Here is an 18,561-nt window from a genome sequence, read left to right on the forward strand (position 1 = left end):
ATCGAAACCGGCAGCAGCCCAACCGCCGCGAGCCGTACTTGAGTTGTTGCCGCAGTGCACCATGAGGAGTTTACGACTTTCGATTGACGGACAGTTGGCTGAGCAGTGCGCTGGGCCGCATGGATGCTGGGCCTGGGTTTACGACTTTAATTACCCAGAATAAGCGCCGGCGCTGGTAGACCAGCTCGACGATGCGCGCGCTCAGCCAGGCAGCTGCCTCGGTCACCTTGGGCGGTTCCCGGTAGCTCGTTGTGGACAACCCCGCATGGCGACCGGCGCGGGCTCGCTGATGAACAGTTCCTCAACCATCCTGGCCGGTGCAGGTCACCTTCACCCCATTTCCCCCGCATCGCGCTGGCCTATGGTTTTTCAGCGCAGGTGTTGCGTCGCGCCGCGGTCAGTGCGGCCGACAATACATCACGCTTTCCTACATGGTTAGCGAGCAATAGCACGAGCTTTATGTTTAGTTCGTGGCTCTGCGTCAGGTCGAGCTCGCGATGCGTCTCTATCAAGCTTTCATAGAATTCGTCCGCGGCTTCGAAGTTCGGTGTCGTGATGAGATTCATATCAGTCCTGGATGGGGCTTCCGAGAGCTCGCAACAATGCGGCCCCGACGTCTGCGGCTCGAGGTGCACGCCAGCGCGCGCATACATGCTGGTCGGGGCGCATCAACCATGCGTTGCCGGGGCGCGCGTCGTAGCGGCGGGCGAACAGACCTTCGTTGTCGCAGATCACCCTGAGACCTGGACCGTCCTGCAGTGATGTCACTCCGGTCACCACCAGTACCTTGTCAACTTCAGTTTGAGCAAGGTCGGCAGGTATTTCATTCGAATAGACCACCAATGTGAAGTCTTGACCCAATTGCCGCAGAAACCATTCTGTCTTTCCTGCATGGGTTATCGGGGCATCTGCGGCAGGGGCACCCGGACGGATCGGCGAGTCGAATTTCTCGCTGTCTGGAGTGTTCAGAGGCGAGGTCTCCAAAGTAGCCGGAACAGACAGTCTCCCGCTGTTGACCAGTTGACGCGCGAATGGAAATTCGGTTGCGAGATCAAGGGTCGCATCGCGAAACTGCTTGCTGATTTCGCTTTTGGGGGTGATGAAGTCGGTGGCGCGGGTTGAGTTCAGCAGGTTCTCGTCTGCGGCGTATTCACGTTCGGTGCCGTAGCTGTCCAGGAGGGCCTCAGCCGCCAGCGCTGTCGCTTTCCCTTTGAGGACAGCGTCCAGTTTCCAGGCGAGATTCTCCGCATCCTGAATGCCAGAGTTCGCGCCGCGGGCTCCGAACGGCGAAACTCCGTGGGCGCTGTCTCCTGCAAATATCACTCTGCCATGACGAAAGCGCTCCATGCGTAGACAAACAAACGTGTAAACGCTCGCCCATTCCAGTTCGAAGGGGACTTCTCGGCCAAGCGCCTGACGCATCATTGCGTTGATGCGCGGAGTGATTCGCTCCAACCTCTTCTCTTCGTCTGGATCTGCATCCCACCCGAGCTGGAAATCGATTCGCCAGACGTTGTCGGGTTGGCGATGTAGAAGGACGCTCTGGTTCGGATGGAAAGGTGGGTCAAACCAGAACCAGCGTTCGGCGGGGAAGTCCGCAGTCATCTTGACATCGGCGATCAGGAACCGGTCTTGGAATACCTGCCCCTTGCTCTCAAGACCCATGAGCGCGCGAATGCTGGACCGTCCACCATCACACGCGACGACATAGTCGGAAGTCGCTTGATACGGGCCATATGGCGTATCGACTCCCACAATGACTTTTCCGTTTTCGCCCTCTATCTGATCCAAGGCGACCACAGCGTTCTTCCAGCGGATTTCCAAATTGGGAAGCGCGGTTGCTCGTTGCAGCAGGTACGCTTCTGCGTAGTACTGTTGAAGATTGATAAAGGCGGGGCGTTCGTGGCCCTGTTCCGGCAGCAGGTCGAATTGGTATACCTGCTCGCTACCGCGGAACAGCCTGCCCACATTCCACGAGACGCCCTTGTCGACGCAGGCGTCGCCCACGCCCAATCGATCCCAAATTTCCAGTGTGCGCTTGGCAAAGCAGATGGCGCGCGATCCGTTCGACAGCCGATCATCGTTGTCCAGCAGCAGGACGTTCTGTCCGCGTTGAGCGAGGTCTATGGCGAGGCTGAGACCCACTGGCCCAGCGCCGATGACAACGACAGGGTGGTGCGTAGGATGCTCATTGCGCTGGTCGGGCGAAGGCTCGTAGGCAAACTTGAGTGCCTGTATCTCATGCCCTGACATGTCGGGCCGAAGTTCGAGGATGTTCATTGGGTGCTTCTGCGGGGGACTGAATTCCAGTGGCATCGCGCCTAGGCGCGATAAGCCAATCGAAGGCGGAGGCCCCAGCAAAGCAGCTGCCGATGGGGCCTGCGACGGCATCTAGCGCTTGAAATCAGGCGATTGCAGCAACTTGGTCGTTGCATCGTTCACCTGAGTGAGCTTGCCCCCTGTCCATTTGACGAAAGCGAAGTCGCTAGCGGTCAGTGCTTCATGACTTGTCGGCGAGAAGGGGCGTTCATAAGTCTTCTTGATGCCATCGATCGGCGCTTGCAGGTTTTCCAGTGCCTCGCGCATCTTTGCTCCGTCGGTGGAGCCCGCTTGCTTGATGGCGGCTACCAGCAGCAGCGTTGCGTCGTATCCATGGGCGACGAACGGAAATGCACTTGCTGCGGCCAATTTGTCCTTGGTGCGCTCAAAGAGGGCCTTCTGCTTGGGGGCGACGGCATCAACCATGGTGCGCATGAAAATTGGCTTTTCGGCCAAGGCTTGGCCCGCCGCGTCATAAAACGTGATGTTGTCTGCGGCCCAGGATGACAGGACATTCGGGAAATAGTTGACCTTCTCCATGCTGCGGACTAGCTGGCCAGTGGGCGTTCCCTGAGCCCAAACCACGAGCGTGTCCACACCTGCTGCTTTGAGTTTGCTCAGCTGTGAGGTCATATCTGTGTCACCAACAGCGAATCTCTCCGTGGCAACGACATCCAGGCCTTGCAGCTTTGCGATCTCGGTCATGTCCTTGAGCCCACCTTGGCCATAACCCGTGGTCTCCGCCACCAGGCCGAGCTTCTTGGCTCCCGCTTTTTTCGCATAGGCCATCAAACCCACCACCTGCTCCCTGTCAACGATGGAGACGCGGAACATGTAGTTTTCAGCACCCGGGCTCATCGGTTTGGTGATGTCGGTTCCGCCGCCGATCATGCCCATGGAGACAACTTTTTTCTGATTGGGAATGTGTTTCCAGGCCATCGCGTTCCCAGAGTTGGTGGGGCCAAGCACGGCTACCACCTTCTCGTTGTCGATCAACTCGCTCATGTTCTGGATCGATTTGGGTGGCTGGGATTGATCGTCACGGATCACCAGTGTGAGCTTGCGGCCAAGCACGCCCCCTGCAGCGTTGATGTCGTCAATAGCGGCGCGAATTCCGAGCACGCCTGCCGCCCCGCTTTGTGCAGATGGCGAGGCAGACAGGTCACCGTTGAACCCCAGCTTGATGTCTTGCGCTGCGGCTGCCAGTGAAACGAATGCAACTGCCGCAAGGGCCAGTCGACGTGCTGTCAGAAGGTTTCTCATGTTTGTCTCCGAGTGAAAAAGGGCGGATGCGGCGAGTTGGCGGATGTGAGTCACGCACTCCGCGCTGTCAGTCGCTAGTATTTATCTAGCTCGCTAAACTATAACTAGTATTTACCCTATGCAAGTGCGTTAGTCATTGTTGAATTTCACCTGCTTATCTGATTGGGCCTATGATTTCGCCCTATGAAACTGACTGCCCCGCAAGATGACGATTTGAGTCCGTCGCACCCTAGTGGCCGTGAGCGCCGTGGAATCCAGTCAATAGAGGTGGGGGGGGAAATACTGAGGGTGTTGGCTTCTGAGCCAAGGCCTATGGCCCTCAGGGACCTGACCAAGGCTGTCAGCATGCCTTCCGGGAAGATCCATCCCTACTTGGTGAGCTTTGGGAAGATCGGGCTCGTGGCACAGGACCCCGTAACTGGTCAGTACTTGCTGGGACCTATGGCGATCCAATTGGGGCTCACCGGGCTGCAGACTCTCAATCCCATTCGCGAAGCGACGCCCATGGCGGAGGCGTTGGCTGCTGAAACCGGGCACACGGTTGCGATCGCGGTCTGGGGAAACCTCGGGCCCGTCATCGTTCGCCTGATCGACGCCGCGTACCCGATCAACACCAACATCCGTACCGGAACGGTGATGTCGCTGGCCAATACAGCAACCGGCAGGGTGTATTCAGCTTATTTGCAAAGGCCATTGATCGACCGGATGCTTCAGGATGACTACATCCGTTTGGGCCCTGACATTGCCCATCCGCTTGATGGCAAGGCGGTTGAGGATCTGATCGAGGAGGTGAGGGCGCGGGGAATGTCGCGAGGGGTGAATCATCCAACGCCGGGGATTGTTTCGTTCTCGGCACCAGTCTTTGACTACTCCGGCGCGATTGCCCTGACTATCACGATGATGGGCCCTACGGGTACCTTTGACCCTGATTGGAATGGTCCGATGGCCGTGGCCCTGCGCACTTGTGCCCTCGCTATCTCGCAGAGGCTCGGATTCAGGAAGGCGTAGGTGAACCTCGCCAGCGGCAGGCCATCCCGGCCAATGGATGTCAGCGCGGATCCAGAGAGGCTCTTGAAGGTCCGCCTAGGCGTTTGGATACCTCTTGGCCGCATGCGCGCACGGCTGTGGCTTGGGTGCCATTCCAGTCCGTGTCAAAAGACCTTGAGCGCCCCATGAGCGTGACGCCCAGGACGATGTTGCCTGAATAGTCAAAGACGGGCGCGGCAAAGGAGCAAACACCAGGGGTGGGGTTGTTGACCGAGCGCGATACCCCATGCTTGCGCACCTCGATCAACATTCTCTGCAGTTCTTCCGTGTCGACGGGTTTCGCAATGTCCGGCCCTAAGCGCCGCTCGTCTTCCAGCAACGACTCTTCGATCAGTTTCGCGGGAAGGTATGCGGCGAACAATCGACCAGTCGCAGTACCGGCAAGGGACATTACCGTTCCAGTACGGATGTTGGTGTGCAGCGGATAGATGGCGTCAAAGAGGAAGACCATCGTCGGGCCTTGATTTCCCCAGACGGACAATCCGACGCTGTGCCCAGTTTCCCGCGCCAGCTGCTCGGCGAAGGGAGTGGCTTCGCGTACTGGATTGAGCATGCGGAGGGTCACAAGGCCTAGTTGCATTGCCGTGGGGCCTAGCCAATAGAAACCCGTCGAGGCTTCCTGGGTCACAAGCCCCAACTTGGCAAAGCTCACGAGATAGGGGTGCGCCTTTCCTGGAGCCATGTCGGCAGCTCGCGCCAGTTCTCTCAACGGCAACGGGCGACCTTGCGCACCCAGTGCGAGAAGCAACTGACCGCCGGCTTCAATAGACTGAATTCCTCGGCGCTCCTTCTCGGAACCACCTTCATTGCCGTCTTCATCAAGTGCGCCCATGGTCTTGTCCTTGGAGTTAAATTTGGCGGTCTCGTTTGCCATAGATGAATTTTTAGTCTAGTGCTTATGCATTAGGATGTCTGTGACCAGGCGCAATACGGCGCTGAATCGGGAGCCATGGGGCTTTTGTTTCCGTCTGTTCATTTTTTTGCTCTGCACTCAGGCGCCGCGCCGGAGGCTCCCGAGGCGCGTGGAGATCGCTGAGCCGCATGCTCTTGCCGCCTTTGCCTGGTTTCCGCTCCAGGCTGTGTCAAATGACCGGGTACGCCCCAGGAGTGTGACCGCCATCACAACATTGCCCGAATAGTCGAAAACCGGGGCTGCAAACGAGCTGACCCCCACGGTAGGCATATCCACGGAACGTGAGAGTCCATGTTCGTGCACCAAGCTGAGCATATCTTGCAGTTCGCTCGGCCCAACGGTTTTTGCGATATCTGGGCCCAGTCGACGGTCATCCTCCAGCAGTGACTCTTCTATGAGTTGTCGAGGTAGATAGGCCACGAACAAGCGCCCCGTTGCTGTTCCGGCAAGAGACATCACCGTCCCCACACGCATGTTGGTATGAAGGGGATAGGTCGCATCGAAAAGCGATACCACTGTCGGCCCTTGATTTCCCCAAACAGACAGTGCAACGCTGTGCCCTGTTTCTTGCGCGAGCAGTTCCGCAAGCGGTGCGGCTTCGCGCAAGGGATTGACGGTGCGAAGCGTCAGGAGACCCAGTTCCATGGCGGTACGACCGAGCCAGTAGTGGCCGGTTGAGGCGTCTTGAGTCACCAGACCGAGTTTTGAGAGGCTCACCAAGTAGGGGTGTGCCTTTCCCGGAGCCATGTTGGCAGCCCAGGCAAGCTTCTTGAGGGGAAGAGGGTGCCCGTGGGCCTCCAGCGCAAGAAGCAGCTGCCCACCAGCCTCTATGGCTTGAATGCCTCGGCGCGCCTTGTCTGGGGCCACGTCAATTTCTTCCATCACAGATGTCCCCGTAGTCGATGCATGGTATCTGATCCATTCAATTGCATTTGATTGGGGTAAACCATTAGTCTATAAAAAATGCATTAGCACCATACTAACGTCATTGGGTCGCTGAAAGCGGCCCCTACGTCCAAGGAGTGATGACCATGAGTGAGCTGGAAACGAGCTATGACGTTTTGGTAGTTGGAACTGGAGCGTCCGGCATGTCCGCGGCCGTGACGGCTGCGTACGAGGGGTTGAAGGTACTGGTTGTCGACAAGGCGCCTGTCTATGGGGGCACCACGGCCCGGTCTGGTGGCTGGTTGTGGATTCCCGGGACAAAGCTCGCCAGGGAGCAAGGCATCAGCGAACCCCCAGGGGCGGCACGGGCATACCTGCAGCACGAAACCACTACGCATTTCGATCCCGCGCGCGTAGACGCCTTTATCGAGAACGGGCCAAAGGCCATTGATTTCTTCACGGAAAAAACGTGCGTGCAATTCGACATGCCGCCAGTGTTTCCGGACTATCACGCAGAGGCCCCCGGCGGCCAGCCAGGTGGCCGCTCCATGGTGACCCGCCCATTCGATGCCCGTGAACTCGGAGCCTATGTTTCAAAACTCGCCCCCCCCGTGCCCGAGTTGACGGTTTTCGGGATGATGCTTGGATCAGGTAAGGAGCTGTGGCACTTCTTGCGTGCCTTCAAGTCGCTCGAGTCATTCTTGTATGTTGCCAAGCGCTTCGGCGGACATCTCATGGATGTTGTCAGGTACGGCCGTGGGATGACGCTGACCAACGGCAATGCACTGGCCGGTCGGCTGGCCAAGGCCGGCATGGACCTGAACATCCCCGTGTGGCTGAATGCTCCGGTCAAAAAACTCATCGTGGAAGGCGATGCGGTCGTGGGTGCAACTGTGGTGCGGGACGGCAAGTCAGTGGAAGTTCGAGTGCGCAGAGGCGTCGTTCTTGCCTGTGGTGGCTTTCCCTACGACATCGAGCGTCGCAAGCAGTTGTTCCCACATGCGCCAACCGGCCGAGAGCACTTCACTCCGTCCCCTGCGCTGAACACCGGTGACGGGTTGCGCCTCGGCGAATCCGTAGGGGGCTGGGTCGATCCCACCATCCCGAATGCGGCCGCCTGGTGTCCAACCTCGGTGGTCCAACGCAAGGATGGCACCCAGGGAGTTATGCCGCACTTCATCGATCGCGCGAAGCCCGGTGTGATCGCCGTGACTTCAAAGGGGCGGCGATTTACCAACGAGGCGATGTCTTATCACGACTTCATTCAGGACCTCGTGAAAGCTTGCAAAGGGTCCGCCGAAGTGACCTGCTGGCTCGTCTGTGATCACGAGCACCTGCGCGAATATGGGTTGGGGGCGGTAGCTCCATTCCCTCTGCCCATTGGCAAGCATCTCCAAAGTGGCTATTTGAAGCGAGGCAGCAGCCTTCAGGAACTGGCGAGCCTCATCGGCGTTCCAGCCGCCGCCCTCCAAGAAGAGGTCGAAGCCTTCAATCGGGATGCCGCGTCTGGAGTGGACACAAAGTTTGCCAAGGGAAGCACCGCCTATAACCGGTATCAGGGCGACTCGCTGGTCAAGCCCAACCCCTGCATGGCCCCGATCCATAGAGGTCCGTTCTATGCCATCAAGATAGTTGTGGGTGAAATCGGGACGTTCGCAGGGCTGGCAACCGATGAGTCCTGCCAAGTCCTTTCGAAGGACCGGCAGCCAGTCAAGGGCTTGTATGCAGTTGGCAATGACGCCGCCAGCATCATGGGCGGCAACTATCCAGGCGCAGGCATCACCCTCGGTCCAGCGCTCACTTTTGGCTATGTCGTCGGTCAGACGCTCGCAAGGAAAACAAGTGAACCGACAGCCAGTCCGAATCGGACCTCTGCTGGGCGCCTGCAACCCCAAACAGCATAGATCGAATACATACCAAGAAAGACCGCAATGGAAATCTCTGAACTCATGGCGCCCAAGGTCCTCCATGGACGCATCGCGCTTGTGACCGGCGCAGGACAAGGCAATGGCAGGGCTATCGCCAAGGGCCTTGCAAAGGCAGGGGCTCGGGTCGTCGTGACGGACTTGAACGAAGAGAACGCCAAGCTTGTTGCCGCAGAAATCAGGGCCGCTGGCAGTGATGCAATCGCGTACAAGTTGGACGTGACCTCCAATGATGCTTGCCAAGCCTTGGCAAAAACTGTGGCCACTGAAATCGGCAATATCGACATCCTGGTCAATAACGCGGGCATCATCATTCGCGAGGGGCTGGACAGCCCCCAGGTGGCGTCCAACCTCGAGCGCACTCTGAATGTCAACGTGATGGGATCCTTCCTTCCATCGCATGCATGGCTGAATGCGCTGAAGCAGACCAGGGGAGTGATCATCAATGTGGGGTCTATTGCCTCGAGCACTGGAATCCCCAACGTGGTGGGCTATTCACCATCCAAGGGCGCCGTCAAACTCATGACGCAAGCCCTCGCCGTCGAGCTTGCCAAGGACGGAGTTCGGGTGAACGCAATCGCTCCCGGAGTCATCGAAACTCCGATGACTTCCTACACACGGGAGGCTCCTGAGCGACTCGACAAATTCATGCTGCGCACGCCCATGGCACGCGTCGGCCAGCCCGAAGAATTGGTCGGTCCCGTGGTTTTCCTGGCATCCGGCATGGCCTCCTATGTGACGGGGGTCACGCTTCCTGTGGATGGCGGGTTTCTCGCCTCCTGAGTCCTTGAGTCGTTTCCATCCAGATTTCCAACCCAGAACTCACCGAGTTCACCATTCCAAAAAGGAGACAGCCATGAGTATTCCTAAGCTCTTCAAGCGAGCCATCCTGGCAGCCGGCGTTGTCGCTGCTGCCACCGCAAGCGCGCAAGACATCAAGCTTGGATACAACGGAGATTTGTCCGCATCCCCATCGGCGCAAAGTGGGCAGGCAGCGGTTCTGGGCATGGAGGCCGCAATCGCCGACATCAACGCTGCAGGCGGCGTTCTGGGCAAGAAGCTGACGCTGGTTACGCGGGACGATACCTCTGCGCCTCCAAAGTCGATCCAGAACATGAGCGAATTGATCGACAGCGAGAAGGTCTCTGCGGTCTTTGGTCCGACCAACTCTGGCAATGCGATGGCCTGGAAGCACATCGCCAACCAAAAGAAGATCCCTGTGATCGGTAACGTGGGCTCGGGCACCGATATCACCAAGCCCATGAGTCCTGGTGCGGACAACTATATGTTCCGAGTCTCGATGGTGGATCGTGAGCAAGTAGCGGCCTTGATGGCCTACGTGAAAAAGAATGCGGGCCAGTCAAAAGTAATCGGTCTGATGGCGGAAACCACGGGCTATGGCCAGGGCGGTCTCAAGGACATGGAGGAAATCGCGAAGCTGCAAGATATCAAGATTGCAGCGACTGAGCGCTTCGGTGTGGGCGATACCGATATGACGTCTCAGCTGAGCAAGATGAAGTCCGCGAACGTGGACACTGTGGTGGTCTGGGCTCAGGGGACGCCCATCGCGCAGCTTGTTCGCAGCATGGAGAAGACAAATTACTTCCCCTTGGTGCTGACCTCCTGGGCTGCCGACAACATCACTTTCTATGATGCGGCAGGCAAGGCGCTTGCCGAGAAGCCAATCTTCATGCGCACGGTGAGCGAGACGCGTACACCTTCCCAGCAGAAGCTGTTTGATCGCATCGGGGCCAAACTCAAGGCGCCCGGCTCGTTCTCCTTTGCATTGCATGGCTACGACTCGGTGCAGCTCTACGCTGCGGCTGCCAAGCAAGCCAACAGCTTTGATGGCTCGGCTGTACGTGTCGCGCTGGAAGATCTGAAAGCACCGGTTCAAGGCGTACTCAAGACTTATGACAAGCCGTTCAGCAAGGCCAACCATGAGGCTCTGACAGCCAAAGACCTGGTCTGGATTCGCTGGAAGGACGGCAAGCTGATGCCCTATGCGGATCCGATCGTGAACTCGCTGAGCAGCGCGGACTTCAAGCAATAACGCGCAACGCTTGTCTGGACTGCGCGAAGCAGTCCAGGAAATCATCTCGGAGATAACAATGACAGAGGCGCTCTTGCAGGCGATTCTCAGTGGCTTGGCCGTGGGCGGTGCCTACGCCCTGGTAGCCCTGGGTTTCAGCATCACATTTACAACCACCAAGACCTTGAATTTCTCCCATGGGGAATTCGTGTCCGCGGGTGCATTCATCGGCATGAGCGCGCTCTTCCTCGTCCTCGGTCTTCCTGTGACTTCCACTACGTTCGGCCAGGCCCAGCCTGGTGCCGGTGCCCAGCTGCTGGCGCTTGTTGCAGCCCTTGGAGTGATGGGCTTTTTGGGATGGCTCCTCTACGTGATTGGCGTACGCCCTTTCGCTGGGCGGCCTGGCATGGCATGGGTCATGAGCACCCTGGGCTTTGGCGTCATCCTCCAGAGTATCGGCTTGGCCATTTGGGGCCCCAAGCCGGTGGTCGTCCCGGGACCGGTGGGCGACACTGTCATACGTCTCATGGGAGTCGGTGTGCGACCGCAGGAGCTGCTCACGTTGGGGGTCGCCGTGGTCATCATGATTGGCTTCGACTTTGTGATGAACCGAACGATGGTGGGCAAGGCCATGCGGGCTGTTGCGGCTAACGGCAACGTCGCGAGCCTCATGGGCATCAATACCAACGCAGTGATGATTGGCGCTTTCGTTGTCAGTTCTGCGCTGGCTGGCCTTTCAGGCTTCCTTCTCGCTCCTATTGCGCAGGCATCCCTTTTCATGGGCCTCACCGTGGGGCTGAAGGGATTCTCCGGCGCCATGATCGGTGGGTTGAGCAATCCACGTGGTTGTGTGATTGGCGGGTTCGTTCTCGGCGTCCTTGAGTCCCTGGTGAACCTGTGGTCGGCGCAGTGGCGCGAGGTCGCTGTTTTTGCCCTTGTCATTCTTGTTCTTGCGTTCCGGCCGACCGGTCTTTTCGGCAAGCAGATGGTGGAGAAGGTATGAAGCGCGGCCAGCATCTTTTCGGGGTCATGCTTGCCGTCGCTGTTCTCGCAGGCCTGGTTTCCTTTCTGGGAAATGACTACTACCTGCGCATCGTTTTCATGATGTGCGTGTATTACCTCTGTGCTGCAGGCATGAACGTGCTTGTGGGCTATGCAGGGCAGAAGTCACTGGGCCAGGCTGGCCTGTTCGCAGCCGGGGCATATGCGGTGGCGTTGATCACAACGCGCACGGAGATCAACCCGTGGTTCGCGCTGTCGTTGGCAGCTGTTGTCTCTGGCATCTGCGGCGTGCTGATCGCGCTGCCGTCCTTGCGGGTCAAAGGACCCTATCTCGCGATGGTGACGCTGGCGTTCGGCATCGTTGTCGAAAAGCTCGTCGGAGAATGGACTGACGTTTTTGGGGGCGCCCAGGGTATCTACGGCATCAAGCCACTGACCTGGAACGGACAGCCCCTTACGTCCCTGCAATGGGTGTGGCTGGGCATCGCCCTGTGCGCGGTGACGCATCTGCTGCTGCGCAATCTTTTGCAGGGCCGTTTTGGCCGGGCGCTGCTCTCACTGCAAGCCGATGAGATCGCTTCATCTTCGGTGGGCGTCCGTGTCTATCGAGCCAAGGTCATAGCCTTTGTGGTTGCGGCAGTTACCTGTGGCATTGCTGGCGCGCTGGTGGCACAACAGAACCAGTACATCAACTCCGACTTCATCACATTCCATCTGTCGATCTTTATTCTGCTGTTGGTGCTGTTTGGTGGTGCCGGCTCGCAGTACGGCCCTTTGGTTGGAACAGTGGTTCTGACTGTGATCGACGCTGCTCTGGCCCGTTGGCCGTCAGCCCAGCACTTTCTCTATGGATTTCTGCTGCTGTTTGCGCTCTACATCATGCCGGGAGGGGTCATGGGGCTTCTTTCGACGTGGTTCCGCCGGCCGGCGGCTGCCCCTGGCATGCCTATCAAATCCGCAGCTCCGACGCGCATTGGTCCGCAGGGAGAGGGCGAGTTGCTGGTGGCCCAAGGTGTCACCAAAAACTTCGGTGGAGTACGGCCTGCTCAAAACGTGTCTTTCCGACTTCAGCGTGGGCATATCCACGCGCTGATCGGACCCAACGGTGCGGGTAAGAGCACGATGATCAACATGCTCACGGGTCTTCTGGATCCAAGTGAAGGCTCGATCAAGTTTCTTGGCCAGGAGGTATCGAGCCGACCGGTGCATGCGATCTGTCGTATGGGAATGGGGCGCACCTTCCAAAACCTGCGGCTGTTTGCAGATCTGTCGGTTCTGGACAATGTCATGCTGGGCCGCCATACGCGTATGACGAATGGGTTTCTCGCATCCTTGTTTGCGCTACCCAGCGCTAGAAAGCAGGAAGCCGCCACCCGCGCCCGCGCCTTGCAACTGCTGGATTTGGTCGGTCTGCTGCATCTGGCCTATCAACCGGCCGGCAGCCTCCCCTATGGCCTTCAGCGCCGTGTCGAGCTGGCACGGGCGCTAGCCACTGAGCCTCAACTGCTGTTGCTTGACGAGCCAGCTGCAGGTCTCAATCCACAAGAGACAGCGGAGTTGGGCGATCTTCTTGTCCGTATTGGCAAGTGCGGTGTGACCATCTTGATGGTGGAGCACCACATGGATCTCGTCATGTCGATTTCCGACCACGTGATCGTGTTGGACTACGGGATCAAGATCGCAGAGGGAAAGCCCTCTGAAGTGCAAGCCAACCCCCGTGTCGTCGAGGCCTACCTAGGCGTTGACGAACCGGCGGACGCTCTTGTCGCCCCCTGATCTGGAAAGCACCCTATGTTGAAACTCGATTCAGTGAAGGTCGCCTATGGCGCGATCCAGGCCGTCAAAGGCGTGAGCTTGGAAGTGCGAGAGGGCGAAGTGGTCACCATCATCGGTGCGAATGGCGCGGGCAAAAGCACTCTTCTCAAAAGCATCTGCGGGCTGGAACCCGTTGCCGAAGGCAGCATACAGATTGATGGGAAGGATGTCTCGAAAGTCAGAGCACACGAGCGCGTCGCGCTGGGGGTAGCCATGTCGCCCGAGGGCAGAGGTGTCTTTGCCGACCAGACAGTTCGCGAGAACCTGATGTTGGGCGGCTACTCCCGCCGGCGCAATCCAGCCGCGATTGAAGCGGCGATCGAGCGAGAGTTCAACCGCTTCCCGAGATTGCGTGAGCGTCAGAACCAGTTGTCCGGAACCATGTCGGGCGGTGAACAGCAGATGTTGGCGATCTCGCGTGCGCTGATGAGTGAGCCACGGCTCCTGTTGCTGGACGAGCCGTCTCTCGGATTGGCGCCTTTGATCATCAAAGACATCTTCAATGCCATCCGCCAGCTGCGCGAGTCGGGTCTGACGATCCTGCTGGTTGAGCAGATGGCCAAGCAGGCTCTCGGTGTCGCAGATCGTGCCTACGTGCTCGAGACTGGCCACATCACTTTGGAGGGGACTGGTAGTGCACTCCTTAACGATCCCAAGGTCAAGGCCGCGTACCTCGGCTCACATTGACCGTCATCAATCTATTTCAGAAGGAATATCCCATGAGCCAAGAAACCAAGAAGTTTGCCTCGCAAGCCGACCTTGAAGAGAAGAAGGTCACCTTTAGCCAGATATCCGAACACGCGTGGGCCTACACAGCAGAAGGCGATCCAAACACCGGCATCATCATTGGCGACGACGCAGTGCTCGTGGCTGATACACAGGCCACGCCGGCCATGGCGCAAGACGTCATCCGCCGTATTCGCGAGGTGACCGACAAGCCGATCAAGTACGTCGTTCTGACGCACTACCACGCTGTGCGCGTGCTCGGGGCCAGTGCATACGGCGCAGATCACATCCTTGCGAGCCAGGACACCTACGATTTGATCGTTGAGCGTGGCGAGCAGGACAAGGCCAGCGAAATTGGTCGCTTCCCTCGTCTCTTCGCGGGAGTTGAGACCGTACCCCCTGGCATGACTTGGCCCACGATGACTTTCACCGGAAAAATGACGCTGTGGCTTGGCAAGGTGGAAGTCCAGTTGTTGCAACTCGGCCGTGGTCACACCAAAGGCGATACCGTCGTATGGCTGCCTGGTGAGGGTGCTCTGCTGTCTGGCGATCTGGTCGAGTTCGGCGCCACACCCTATGCGGGCGACGCCTACTTCAAGGACTGGCCGCAAACCCTGAAAAATCTTGCTGCCCTCAAACCAACGGCGTTGGTGCCAGGACGCGGAGTGGCTCTGACCACTCCTGTAGAGGTCGCCAAAGGCCTTGCAGAGACAGGTGAATTCATTGCCGACGTGTATGCGAATGTGCAAAAGGGCGTCTCTGCTGGTAAGGATCTGAACACGATCTACAAGGAGACATTCGCAGCGCTGAAGCCCAAATATGGTCACTGGGTCATCTTTGACCACTGCATGCCGTTCGATGTAACCCGTTGCTACGACGAGGCGACTCAATACGCTGATCCACGCATCTGGACTGCAGAGCGCGACATCGAAATGTGGAAGACGCTGGAAGGCTGAGGTTTCTCCTTCAGTCCCTAACCATCTGTTATCTCGGCTCGGACCGACCTTTGGGACGGTGCGGACGGGTCGGTCCGTCCCTGCATTCTGGGGATTTGCCGGCCCGCAATACCTGTCAAGGAGCAAAGCGTGATTGACCACTTGAATTCGGAACGCCGCTATCAAAGTGGCTTCGGCAACGAGCATGCCACGGAGGCCGTGCCTGGCGCGCTGCCTCAGGGGCGCAATAGCCCGCAAAGGGCTCCGTTTGACCTGTATCCCGAGCTTATTTCTGGAACTGCGTTCACCGCGCCGAGGCATGAAAACCGCCGTACATGGATGTACCGACGCCAGCCCTCGGTGGTGGCGGGGCGCTACAAGGCATACCACCAGCCGTTGTGGACCACGGGTGGCGATCGCGGAACGCTCCTCGCACCAGAGCCAATGCGCTGGCATCCCATTCCTTTCGAGGAGGGCGTGGAAATCGACTTCGTTGATGGAATGAGAACCCTGGCAGCCAATGGCGACGCGGATGCGCAAGCGGGTGTGGGTTCTTTGGTGTACCTGGCGAACAAGTCCATGGACAGGCGCGCATTTGTCAATGCGGATGGTGAATTGCTCATCGTCCCCCAGCAAGGGCGGTTGGTCATCACAACCGAATTGGGCGTCCTGGATCTCAGGCCCGGGGAGATTGCAGTCTTGCCTCGTGGCTTGGTCTTCAAAGTTGCAGTGCCGGATGGACCATCGCGGGGGTATGTGTGCGAGAACTATGGTGCGCAGTTTCGCTTGCCTGAACTGGGGCCCATTGGGTCGAACGGGCTTGCGAATGCGCGAGATTTTCTGGCTCCTGTTGCTGCCTTCGAAGAGCAAACAGGTTCCTGCGAGCTGATAAAGAAATTTGGTGGGCACTTCTGGGTTGCACCTGCGAAGGGCTCGCCATTTAACGTTGTGGCGTGGCATGGAAACTTGGCGCCGGTGAAGTACGACACGGCCAACTTCATGGCCATCGGTTCCATCAGCTTCGACCACCCAGATCCGTCCATCTTCACGGTGCTTACTTCGCCCAGCGATACGCCTGGCACGGCGAACTGCGACTTCGTGATATTCCCGCCGCGATGGCTCGTCATGGAAGACACCTTCCGACCGCCTTGGTACCACCGCAACCTGATGAGCGAGTTCATGGGCCTGGTCTACGGCGAGTACGACGCCAAGCCTGGTGGGTTCAAACCTGGCGGTGCCAGCCTTCACAACGCGATGGTGCCGCACGGCCCTGATGAAGAGGCCTTTGAAAAGGCCTCAAACGTGGAGCTGACACCACAGAAGCTGGACAACACCCTGGCGTTCATGTTTGAAAGCCGGTATCGCTTCATTCCTTCAGCCTTCGCACTCAGCAAGGCGCCTTTGGATCATGACTATGCCGACTGCTGGGCGGGTCTCAAGGATCAGTTCAAGCCTGCCGGAAGGAGTTAAGAGACTATGTATGACATCGACGCTACCCACGACCCGAAGCTAAAGAGCTGGGTCGATTCGGCCAATCTTGCAGGCTGCGATTTCCCAGTGCAGAACTTGCCTTTCGGGCGATTCAAGCGAGTGGATAGTCAGGGCGACTGGAAGATCGGCGTGGCCATTGGTGATCAGGTCTTGGGTCTTCGGGCCGCCGGTTTGATTGACACCGACGACATGAACCTCGTCATGGGCGCTTCGATGAGCGATCGGAGGGCCCTGCGTCACAAGATTTCTGAAGGCTTGCGTGACGGAAGTCCTCAACGTGCGACCTGGTTGGGCGCCCTGGTGCCGCAGGTTGAATGCGAGTACACAGTGCCTTGCCGTGTGGGCGACTACACCGACTTCTACACGAGTGTTCACCACGCGACCACGGTGGGCAAGCAGTTCCGTCCAGACAACCCATTGCTGCCCAACTACAAATGGGTACCCATTGGGTATCACGGCCGCGCATCTTCGATCGGTGTGAGCGGCGTCACCTTCAAGCGGCCCCGTGGCCAGATCAAGGCTCCCGACATGTCTGTACCTGGTTTGGGGCCGTCCAGGCGCCTGGACTATGAGCTGGAGCTGGGTTGGCTCGTAGGGGCAGGCAATCAGCAGGGAGAGTCCATCGAGATTGGAGATGCTGAGTCTCATCTCTTTGGAGTGGCCCTGTTCAACGATTGGTCCGCGCGTGATATCCAAGGCTGGGAATATCAGCCTCTGGGCCCCTTCCTCTCCAAGAATTTTGCAAGTACCTTGTCCCCTTGGATGGTGACCATGGAGGCATTGGCTCCCTTTCGCGTAGCGTTCGAGCGGCCCCCCGAAGACCCGCAACCCCTCCCGTACCTTGACGGTGACGGCAATCGCAAAAGGGGAGCATTCTCAATATCTCTTGAGGTTCTTCTGCAGACCCAAACGATGCGCGACGCGGGCGAGGGCCCTGTGCCCCTTTCAAGAACCAATGCCAGTCGAGCGGCGTACTGGACCCCCGCGCAATTGGTAGCGCACCACACTGTAAATGGGTGCAACTTGCAGGCTGGCGACTTGTTGGGGTCTGGGACCCTGTCTGGCCCAGATCCGAGCGAGGCGGGCTCGTTGATGGAGCTGACGACAAGTGGAAAGCACCCGGTCAAACTACCCAACGGAGAGGTCCGCAGCTTCCTTGAAGATGGAGATACGCTGATCCTGCGCGGGTGGTGCGAAGCCGAAGGTGCGGTGCGCATTGGGTTTGGGGATTGCGCTGGCACGGTCGCGGCGTCATGAAGAAGCGCGGAACCCATGCATCCTGAAAGTCCGCGCACCGTGAGTCGCCGGGCACTTGGGGTGCAGGTGACCCTCATCGCCGCGATGGCGATCTGGGGGCTCAATGTCACCGTGGTGAAGCAGCTGACCCTCAGCTTCGAAACTTCCATGCTCGCAGCCTTGCGGATGGTTGTGGCGCTAGCTGTCTTGTCAGGAATTCTGGTCTGGAAACGCCAGATAGTTACCGGCCTGGATTGGAAGCAAGTTCGTACCCTGGTTGGGTGCGGCGTACTGATGGTCTACCTGAATCAACTGCTCTTCGCAGAGGGGTTGCAGCGGTCTACTGCGACGAACGGCGCTCTCATCATGGCTCTCAGCCCCTTGGTGTCTGCAGTGCTTGCCGCGATCATGTTCCGTGAGCGCCTGACCCCGCAACGTCTGCTCGGTGTTGCTTTGGGCTTTGGCGGTGTCTCTGCTGTAGTGCTTAGTCACCCCGGCGCCGGACTGTCTAGTGCGAGCATTGGCGATCTGATGCTGGTGGCGGGGGTGGTGAGCTTTGCGGCCGGGGGGGCGCTGGTGCAGCGCCTTGCGCGCTCTTTACATCCCTTGACCATCAGCTGGTCCATTTACCTCGTTGGCACTTTGATGCTAGTGCTGCAGGCGGCAATCAGAAGTCCTTCCTTGGCCCCTGAAGCGATTTTCCCTGGATGGTGGCAATGGGCGCTGATCTTGTTCTCCGGGGTGATGGCCACGGCCTTGAGCAATCTGCTTTGGAACCGCGCCATTGCCTCTATTGGTGTAGCACGCACAGCGGTCTTCCTCTACTGGGTTCCTGTTTTCGGCGTGCTCTTTGCTGCGATGTTGCTGGACGAGCGTTTGACTACGTGGCACCTCGTGGGCTTTTTCGCAGTCATGGCCGGCACTTTCCTCGGCACTAGACCGCCAGTGCCGCCTTCATCGAACTCTTAAGCC

The 18,561-nt window shown here is 58.5% G+C and carries 16 protein-coding genes and 1 pseudogene; 12 read left to right on the forward strand and 5 right to left on the reverse strand.

Going from position 1 to position 18,561, the window contains the following annotated elements; genetic code table 11:
- Positions 1 to 359: 359 nt before the first annotated feature.
- The 3 genes from AC07OC_RS16870 to AC07OC_RS16880 form a co-directional block, all read right to left on the reverse strand.
- Positions 360 to 566, reverse strand: a complete 207-nt coding sequence (locus tag AC07OC_RS16870; protein ID WP_218296222.1) for a DUF2783 domain-containing protein — start codon at positions 564 to 566, stop codon at positions 360 to 362.
- A 1-nt stretch (position 567) separates the two neighbouring features.
- On the reverse strand, positions 568 to 2,280 hold the full coding sequence (locus tag AC07OC_RS16875) for an FAD-dependent oxidoreductase (RefSeq protein WP_218339812.1): 1,713 nt from the start codon (positions 2,278 to 2,280) through the stop codon (positions 568 to 570).
- A 111-nt stretch (positions 2,281 to 2,391) separates the two neighbouring features.
- Positions 2,392 to 3,582: an ABC transporter substrate-binding protein gene (locus tag AC07OC_RS16880; protein ID WP_218296220.1), complete on the reverse strand. Its 1,191-nt coding sequence runs from the start codon at positions 3,580 to 3,582 to the stop codon at positions 2,392 to 2,394.
- A 183-nt stretch (positions 3,583 to 3,765) separates the two neighbouring features.
- Here AC07OC_RS16880 and AC07OC_RS16885 point away from each other — a divergent pair.
- Both AC07OC_RS16885 and AC07OC_RS16890 read left to right on the forward strand, forming a co-directional pair.
- A pseudogene (locus tag AC07OC_RS16885) lies at positions 3,766 to 3,984 on the forward strand (helix-turn-helix domain-containing protein); the annotation flags it as partial.
- A gap of 39 nt (positions 3,985 to 4,023) precedes the next feature.
- Positions 4,024 to 4,590 (forward strand): IclR family transcriptional regulator, encoded by a 567-nt coding sequence (locus tag AC07OC_RS16890; protein WP_255594795.1) that lies wholly within the window; start codon positions 4,024 to 4,026, stop codon positions 4,588 to 4,590.
- Positions 4,591 to 4,630: 40 nt separating this feature from the next.
- Here AC07OC_RS16890 and AC07OC_RS16895 read toward each other — a convergent pair whose 3' ends face one another.
- Positions 4,631 to 5,461: an IclR family transcriptional regulator gene (locus AC07OC_RS16895; RefSeq protein WP_218296328.1), complete on the reverse strand. Its 831-nt coding sequence runs from the start codon at positions 5,459 to 5,461 to the stop codon at positions 4,631 to 4,633.
- A gap of 159 nt (positions 5,462 to 5,620) precedes the next feature.
- Complete coding sequence (locus tag AC07OC_RS16900) at positions 5,621 to 6,424, reverse strand: IclR family transcriptional regulator (RefSeq protein WP_218339810.1); 804 nt, start codon at positions 6,422 to 6,424, stop codon at positions 5,621 to 5,623.
- Between the two features lie 149 nt (positions 6,425 to 6,573).
- Between AC07OC_RS16900 and AC07OC_RS16905 the strand changes: the two genes are divergently transcribed.
- The 10 genes from AC07OC_RS16905 to AC07OC_RS16950 all read left to right on the forward strand — a co-directional run bounded on the left by AC07OC_RS16905 (position 6,574) and on the right by AC07OC_RS16950 (position 18,558).
- Entirely contained in the window at positions 6,574 to 8,331 is a 1,758-nt protein-coding gene (locus AC07OC_RS16905) for an FAD-dependent oxidoreductase (RefSeq protein WP_218339809.1), read from the forward strand.
- 27 nt (positions 8,332 to 8,358) lie between these two features.
- Positions 8,359 to 9,135: an SDR family NAD(P)-dependent oxidoreductase gene (locus tag AC07OC_RS16910; protein ID WP_255591053.1), complete on the forward strand. Its 777-nt coding sequence runs from the start codon at positions 8,359 to 8,361 to the stop codon at positions 9,133 to 9,135.
- Positions 9,136 to 9,208: 73 nt separating this feature from the next.
- Positions 9,209 to 10,405, forward strand: coding sequence for an ABC transporter substrate-binding protein (locus AC07OC_RS16915; protein WP_218339808.1), 1,197 nt, complete (start codon positions 9,209 to 9,211; stop codon positions 10,403 to 10,405).
- A gap of 58 nt (positions 10,406 to 10,463) precedes the next feature.
- On the forward strand, positions 10,464 to 11,387 hold the full coding sequence (locus AC07OC_RS16920; RefSeq protein ID WP_218296215.1) for a branched-chain amino acid ABC transporter permease: 924 nt from the start codon (positions 10,464 to 10,466) through the stop codon (positions 11,385 to 11,387).
- A complete protein-coding gene (locus tag AC07OC_RS16925; RefSeq protein ID WP_218339807.1) occupies positions 11,384 to 13,162 on the forward strand; it encodes a branched-chain amino acid ABC transporter ATP-binding protein/permease in 1,779 nt (592 codons plus the stop codon). Before AC07OC_RS16920 ends, AC07OC_RS16925 begins: the two co-directional genes overlap by 4 nt.
- Before the next feature lie 15 nt (positions 13,163 to 13,177).
- Entirely contained in the window at positions 13,178 to 13,888 is a 711-nt protein-coding gene (locus AC07OC_RS16930; RefSeq protein ID WP_218296213.1) for an ABC transporter ATP-binding protein, read from the forward strand.
- A 32-nt stretch (positions 13,889 to 13,920) separates the two neighbouring features.
- Positions 13,921 to 14,883 (forward strand): MBL fold metallo-hydrolase, encoded by a 963-nt coding sequence (locus AC07OC_RS16935; RefSeq protein WP_218339806.1) that lies wholly within the window; start codon positions 13,921 to 13,923, stop codon positions 14,881 to 14,883.
- Positions 14,884 to 15,012: 129 nt separating this feature from the next.
- Positions 15,013 to 16,332, forward strand: a complete 1,320-nt coding sequence (hmgA, locus tag AC07OC_RS16940) for a homogentisate 1,2-dioxygenase (RefSeq protein ID WP_370627779.1) — start codon at positions 15,013 to 15,015, stop codon at positions 16,330 to 16,332.
- Between the two features lie 6 nt (positions 16,333 to 16,338).
- On the forward strand, positions 16,339 to 17,610 hold the full coding sequence (gene fahA / locus AC07OC_RS16945) for a fumarylacetoacetase (protein WP_218296211.1): 1,272 nt from the start codon (positions 16,339 to 16,341) through the stop codon (positions 17,608 to 17,610).
- A gap of 15 nt (positions 17,611 to 17,625) precedes the next feature.
- Positions 17,626 to 18,558: a DMT family transporter gene (locus AC07OC_RS16950; RefSeq protein ID WP_255591052.1), complete on the forward strand. Its 933-nt coding sequence runs from the start codon at positions 17,626 to 17,628 to the stop codon at positions 18,556 to 18,558.
- Positions 18,559 to 18,561 lie beyond the last annotated feature (3 nt).

It is taken from the genome of Acidovorax sp. GW821-FHT10E04 (assembly GCF_059415185.1).

What these genes read in the sequence shown, in the direction of transcription:
- AC07OC_RS16870 (WP_218296222.1), bottom strand. Translation starts at nt 566, where the DNA reads ATGAATCTCATCACGACACCGAACTTCGAAGCCGCGGACGAATTCTAT.
- AC07OC_RS16875 (WP_218339812.1), bottom strand. Translation starts at nt 2,280, where the DNA reads ATGAACATCCTCGAACTTCGGCCCGACATGTCAGGGCATGAGATACAG.
- AC07OC_RS16880 (WP_218296220.1), bottom strand. Translation starts at nt 3,582, where the DNA reads ATGAGAAACCTTCTGACAGCACGTCGACTGGCCCTTGCGGCAGTTGCA.
- AC07OC_RS16890 (WP_255594795.1), top strand. Translation starts at nt 4,024, where the DNA reads ATGGCGATCCAATTGGGGCTCACCGGGCTGCAGACTCTCAATCCCATT.
- AC07OC_RS16895 (WP_218296328.1), bottom strand. Translation starts at nt 5,461, where the DNA reads ATGGGCGCACTTGATGAAGACGGCAATGAAGGTGGTTCCGAGAAGGAG.
- AC07OC_RS16900 (WP_218339810.1), bottom strand. Translation starts at nt 6,424, where the DNA reads ATGGAAGAAATTGACGTGGCCCCAGACAAGGCGCGCCGAGGCATTCAA.
- AC07OC_RS16905 (WP_218339809.1), top strand. Translation starts at nt 6,574, where the DNA reads ATGAGTGAGCTGGAAACGAGCTATGACGTTTTGGTAGTTGGAACTGGA.
- AC07OC_RS16910 (WP_255591053.1), top strand. Translation starts at nt 8,359, where the DNA reads ATGGAAATCTCTGAACTCATGGCGCCCAAGGTCCTCCATGGACGCATC.
- AC07OC_RS16915 (WP_218339808.1), top strand. Translation starts at nt 9,209, where the DNA reads ATGAGTATTCCTAAGCTCTTCAAGCGAGCCATCCTGGCAGCCGGCGTT.
- AC07OC_RS16920 (WP_218296215.1), top strand. Translation starts at nt 10,464, where the DNA reads ATGACAGAGGCGCTCTTGCAGGCGATTCTCAGTGGCTTGGCCGTGGGC.
- AC07OC_RS16925 (WP_218339807.1), top strand. Translation starts at nt 11,384, where the DNA reads ATGAAGCGCGGCCAGCATCTTTTCGGGGTCATGCTTGCCGTCGCTGTT.
- AC07OC_RS16930 (WP_218296213.1), top strand. Translation starts at nt 13,178, where the DNA reads ATGTTGAAACTCGATTCAGTGAAGGTCGCCTATGGCGCGATCCAGGCC.
- AC07OC_RS16935 (WP_218339806.1), top strand. Translation starts at nt 13,921, where the DNA reads ATGAGCCAAGAAACCAAGAAGTTTGCCTCGCAAGCCGACCTTGAAGAG.
- fahA (WP_218296211.1), top strand. Translation starts at nt 16,339, where the DNA reads ATGTATGACATCGACGCTACCCACGACCCGAAGCTAAAGAGCTGGGTC.
- AC07OC_RS16950 (WP_255591052.1), top strand. Translation starts at nt 17,626, where the DNA reads ATGCATCCTGAAAGTCCGCGCACCGTGAGTCGCCGGGCACTTGGGGTG.